Here is a 4,266-nt window from a genome sequence, read left to right as displayed (position 1 = left end):
CGCCGTCCGGGTGCACGACCGGCGCGGTGCGCACCAGGGCGACCGGGGCGTCCGGGCCGGCCGCGAGCGCCGCGCCCTCCCACTCACCGCACAGGTCCGCGAGGAACGACTCGCCTCGACGCGACCGCTCGGTCAGGAGCGTGCCTGGCGCGGAGCCGTAGTAGCCGACCGCCGACCCCGACACGAAGTGCGGGGCATCCCGGCCGAGCTCTCGTACCGCGCGCGCGAGCGCCCGTGTCGGGGTGATGCGCGACCACACCAGGGTCGACTTGTACCCGCGCGTCCACGGGAAGCGCCCGATGCTCGCTCCGTTGAGGCCGACGACGGCGTCGGCATGCTCGAGCACCGCCGGGTCGAGGGCCGCCGGGGTGGTCAGCCACTCGACCTCGTCGTCGCGTTCAGGCGGGCGCCTTACGAGCGTCGTCACCGACGCCCCGTCGGCGCGCAGGCTCTCGACGAGCGCCGAGCCGATCAGGCCCGACGACCCGCCGACGACCACCTTGCGCACCAGAGGGCGTCGGTCGTCAGCCGCGGAGGCTTCACGCAAGCGTCGCCTCGAGCGTGATCTCGATGCCCGCGAGGGCCTGCGAGACGGGGCATCCGGCCTTCGCCTCCTGCGCGATGCGCTCGAAGTCCTCCGGCTCGATGCCGGGCACGACGGCGTTGACGTTCAAGTGGCTGCCGGTGATGCCGGTGCCGGGCTTGAACGTGACGGATGCGGTCGTCTCGATCGACTCCGGGGGAGTGCCGTTGTTCGCCAGGGCGCCCGACAGCGCCATGCAGAAGCACGACGAGTGCGCTGCGGCGATGAGCTCCTCGGGGGTCGTCGTCGAGGTCGAGCCCTCGCTGCGGGCCTTCCAGTTGACGTCGAAGGTTCCGAGGCCGGATGAGACGAACGTGACCTCGCCGGACCCGTCGGTCAGGCCGCCCTTCCAGGCGGTGGTGGCTTCGCTCGTGACGGTCATAGGGGCCTCCTCGCTCGGGGAACGCCCGCGGTCCGGGCGTCTCGCGGTCAGCCTAACCGCGACGGATGCCGTGGCGCGACGGGTTGACGTCGATCCCTGGTGCGCTCAGGCAGACACCGGGCGCGCCCGGCCGACGATGCCGACGCGCTGCAGGAGCAGGTACAGCTGGCAGCCCAGGCACAGGCCGAAGACGGCGTTGAGGAACGCCGCGACGAATGCCGCAGCCGCGGCGATCACGAGGGCCCACGGCACGCCGGCGAGGTCGAGCGCGAGGCCGATGCCGACCACGAACAGCCCGACGCCCTGCGCGAAGCGCGGCGGGCGCGGGTCTTCGAGCTCCTTCGGAGGAGACAGGCGCGGCGCGATCACCCGGCGGTGGAGCGCGCCCCACGGCGCGGTGCGCGGTGAGACCGTGCCCCACAGGAACAGCAGAGCGGTCACGAGCAGGAGCAGGAACGCGGGATCGAGGATGCGCTGCGCGAGCGATGCGTACGTGATCGCCCAAGGGCTGCCGCTCATCGGGTATCCCACCATGCTCGGCGAGCTCGCGTACCACCCGAAGCCCGGCACGCGCGCGATCGAGAGTCCTGTCAGTCCGAGGAACACCACCGCGAGCAGCAGCACCGAGGTGATCCCGGCCGCGAAGCGGAGTCCTCGAGGGTCGACTCCCCGAGAGGTCGAGGTATCCGTCTCAGGCACTCGCACCCTCCGCGATCAGGCGGTTCAGTTCGAGCTCGAGCACATCACGGCTGGGCGCGCCGCCGAATCGCGTCTGCACGACGCCGTGGCGGTCGAGCACGAGCGTGGTGGGGGTCTGCAGCACCCGGAAGTGCTTCGCGATGTCGGGGCGATGCGTCAGGTCGACGTCGAGGTGACGCACTCCGTCGTGGCCGTCGGCGATCTCGGACAGTGTGCGATGGACGCTCGGGCAGCGCGCGCACAGCTCAGTGCTGAACTGCAGCAGCGTCGCGACCTCGCCGAGCCCGTCGGCCCCGAGCCGGTGCGGTTCGACGACCTCGTGACCGACGTGGCGCTGCGGCCGGGACTGCCGCCACGTGAGGAAGACGCCGAACGCCACCGTCGCCGCAAGCAGGGCGGCGAGGGCGATCAGAGCGCCGACGAGGTTCACAGCAGATCAGGCTAACCCCTTTCTCCTGGACGATGGCCGGATCCGGGAATGTGACGCTCCGGCGTCACACGCCCCGGTGTCCGGCAGCGCGGGTATCGTGGCAGCCGTGACGACGCCCATCCCGACTCCGTACGAAGACCTTCTGCGCGACGTGCTGGAGCACGGCACCCACAAGGACGACCGCACGGGCACGGGCACGACCAGCGCCTTCGGGCGCCAGATCCGCTTCGACCTGTCGCAGGGTTTCCCGCTGATCACCACCAAGCGCGTGCACTTCAAGTCGATCGCGTACGAGCTGCTGTGGTTCCTCCGCGGCGAGTCGAACGTGCGGTGGCTGCAAGAGAACGGCGTGACGATCTGGGACGAATGGGCGGATGCCGACGGCGAGCTCGGACCGGTCTACGGGGTGCAGTGGCGCTCGTGGCCGACGCCGTCGGGCGAGCACATCGATCAGATCCAGCAGGTGCTCGACCAGATCCGCGCGAACCCCGACTCGCGGCGCCTGATCGTGTCGGCGTGGAACCCCGCCGACATCCCCGACATGGCGCTGGCGCCGTGCCACGCGATGTTCCAGTTCTACGTGGCCGACGGGCGGCTCTCGTGCCAGCTGTACCAGCGCAGCGCAGACCTCTTCCTCGGCGTGCCGTTCAACATCGCCTCGTACGCCCTGCTCACGCTCATGGTGGCCCAGCAGGCCGGGCTCGAGCCGGGTGACTTCGTGTGGACCGGCGGTGACTGCCACATCTACGACAACCACCTCGAGCAGGTGCGAGAGCAGCTGACGCGCGACCCGTACCCCTCCCCGACGCTGCACCTGGCCCGCACGCCCGCGTCGATCTTCGACTACGCGTTCGAGGACTTCGTCCTCGAGGACTATCAGCATCACCCCGCCATCCGCGCCGCGGTGGCGGTGTGACCGCTCGGGTCGGTCTCATCTGGGCCGAGGCCCGCGGCGGCGTCATCGGCGCGCGGGGCGGCATGCCCTGGCACGTCCCCGAAGACCTCGCGCGCTTCAAGAGCACGACCGTCGGCGCGCCCGTGGTGATGGGCCGGCGCACGTGGGAGTCGTTCCCCGAGCGGTTCCGCCCGCTGCCCGGGCGCCGCAACATCGTCGTGACCCGGCAGGAGGACTGGGCGGATGCCGGAGCCGAACGCGCCGCCTCGCTCGAGGCCGCGCTCACCGCGGCGCGAGAGACGGACCCCGAGTGGATCTGGGTCATCGGGGGCGGGCAGCTCTACCGCGCGGCGATCGCGCTCGCCGATCGTCTCGACGTCACCGAGCTCGACCTCGACGTCGACGGCGACACGCGCGCTCCCGAGCGCACCGGCTGGCGCACAGTGAGCGCCGACCCCGCGGACGGCTGGCACACCTCGCGCACCGGCATCCGGTATCGCTTCCTCGTGCAGGAGCGCGACACGTAGGCTGACGCGCACGACGGCGTTGATCACCGGGGCGAGCTCGGGACTCGGGGCGGAGTACGCGCGGCAGCTGGCTGCCAGGGGGCCGACCTGATGCTCGCGGCGCGCGACCGCGACGCCCTCGACACGCTTTCGGCACGGCTGCGGGCCACGCATGGCGTCGAGGTCGAGGTGGTCGCCGCAGACCTGCTCGACCCGCGCCACCGCGTCGAGGTCGAAAGTCGCGTCGCCGACGACGAGCGGCCGATCGAGATCCTCGTCAACAACGCCGGGTTCGGGCTCTCGCTCGCCTTCGAGCGCAATGACATCGACGACGAGGTGCGGCACCTGCAACTCCACGTCGAGGTGCCGATGCGCCTCACGCACGCCGCGCTCGGCGTGATGGCCGCGCGTGGGCACGGGCGGATCCTCAACGTCGCCTCGGTCGCGGCGTTCATCCCGCGCTCCACGGCGCGTGCAGGGGGTGGCTGGTGAGCTTCAGTCGCTGGACGGGCGGTATCGTCCGCTCGGCGTCACCGTCACCGCGGTGTGCCCGGGGTACACGCACACGAACTTCCACGAGCGCGTGGGACCGGCTCCGGGAGAGGAGAGGATCCACCCCGCGATGTGGCTCGACGCGCGCGACGTCGTGGCGCAGTCGCTGCGCGACGCGGCGCGCGGCGTCTCCGTCCCCGTCTCCGTGCCGGCGCTGCGCTACAAGGTGCTCGTCGCGCTGGCACGGTTCGCCGCGCCGCGCCTCGCCGCGCGGGTCGG

6 protein-coding genes and 1 pseudogene are annotated in these 4,266 nt (G+C 71.6%); 3 read left to right on the top strand and 4 right to left on the bottom strand.

What is annotated here, in order from left to right; all coding sequences use genetic code 11:
* The 4 genes from EIO58_RS13615 to EIO58_RS13600 all read right to left on the bottom strand — a co-directional run.
* Positions 1 to 547: NAD-dependent epimerase/dehydratase family protein (locus tag EIO58_RS13615; RefSeq protein ID WP_240658845.1), on the bottom strand; the 547-nt coding region annotated here is incomplete at its 3' end.
* Positions 540 to 965 carry an OsmC family peroxiredoxin gene (locus EIO58_RS13610; protein WP_127819987.1) on the bottom strand — a complete coding sequence of 142 codons (426 nt, stop codon included), beginning with the start codon at positions 963 to 965 and terminating at the stop codon, positions 540 to 542. The genes EIO58_RS13615 and EIO58_RS13610, both read right to left, overlap by 8 nt.
* 105 nt (positions 966 to 1,070) lie before the next feature.
* Positions 1,071 to 1,664, bottom strand: a complete 594-nt coding sequence (locus tag EIO58_RS13605) for a DUF4395 domain-containing protein (protein WP_127819986.1) — start codon at positions 1,662 to 1,664, stop codon at positions 1,071 to 1,073.
* Complete coding sequence (locus EIO58_RS13600; protein WP_127819985.1) at positions 1,657 to 2,094, bottom strand: TlpA family protein disulfide reductase; 438 nt, start codon at positions 2,092 to 2,094, stop codon at positions 1,657 to 1,659. Before EIO58_RS13600 ends, EIO58_RS13605 begins: the two co-directional genes overlap by 8 nt.
* Before the next feature lie 106 nt (positions 2,095 to 2,200).
* Here EIO58_RS13600 and EIO58_RS13595 point away from each other — a divergent pair, with 106 nt between their 5' ends.
* From EIO58_RS13595 to EIO58_RS13585, 3 genes and pseudogenes are all read left to right on the top strand, one after another.
* Positions 2,201 to 3,010, top strand: a complete 810-nt coding sequence (locus EIO58_RS13595) for a thymidylate synthase (protein WP_127819984.1) — start codon at positions 2,201 to 2,203, stop codon at positions 3,008 to 3,010.
* Positions 3,007 to 3,516, top strand: a complete 510-nt coding sequence (locus tag EIO58_RS13590; RefSeq protein ID WP_127819983.1) for a dihydrofolate reductase — start codon at positions 3,007 to 3,009, stop codon at positions 3,514 to 3,516. The genes EIO58_RS13595 and EIO58_RS13590 overlap by 4 nt, the downstream gene beginning before the upstream one ends.
* Before the next feature lies 1 nt (position 3,517).
* A pseudogene (locus EIO58_RS13585) lies at positions 3,518 to 4,266 on the top strand (SDR family NAD(P)-dependent oxidoreductase); the annotation flags it as partial.

The organism is Microbacterium sp. CPCC 204701 (assembly GCF_004010105.1).
Taxonomy (GTDB): domain Bacteria; phylum Actinomycetota; class Actinomycetes; order Actinomycetales; family Microbacteriaceae; genus Microbacterium.
The sequence above is the reverse complement of the archived record's forward strand: the minus strand, read 5'-3'. Positions and strand labels throughout refer to the sequence as shown.

Excerpts from the sequence above, each read along its gene's own strand:
- EIO58_RS13610 (WP_127819987.1), bottom strand. The coding sequence starts at position 965 with ATGACCGTCACGAGCGAAGCCACCACCGCCTGGAAGGGCGGCCTGACC.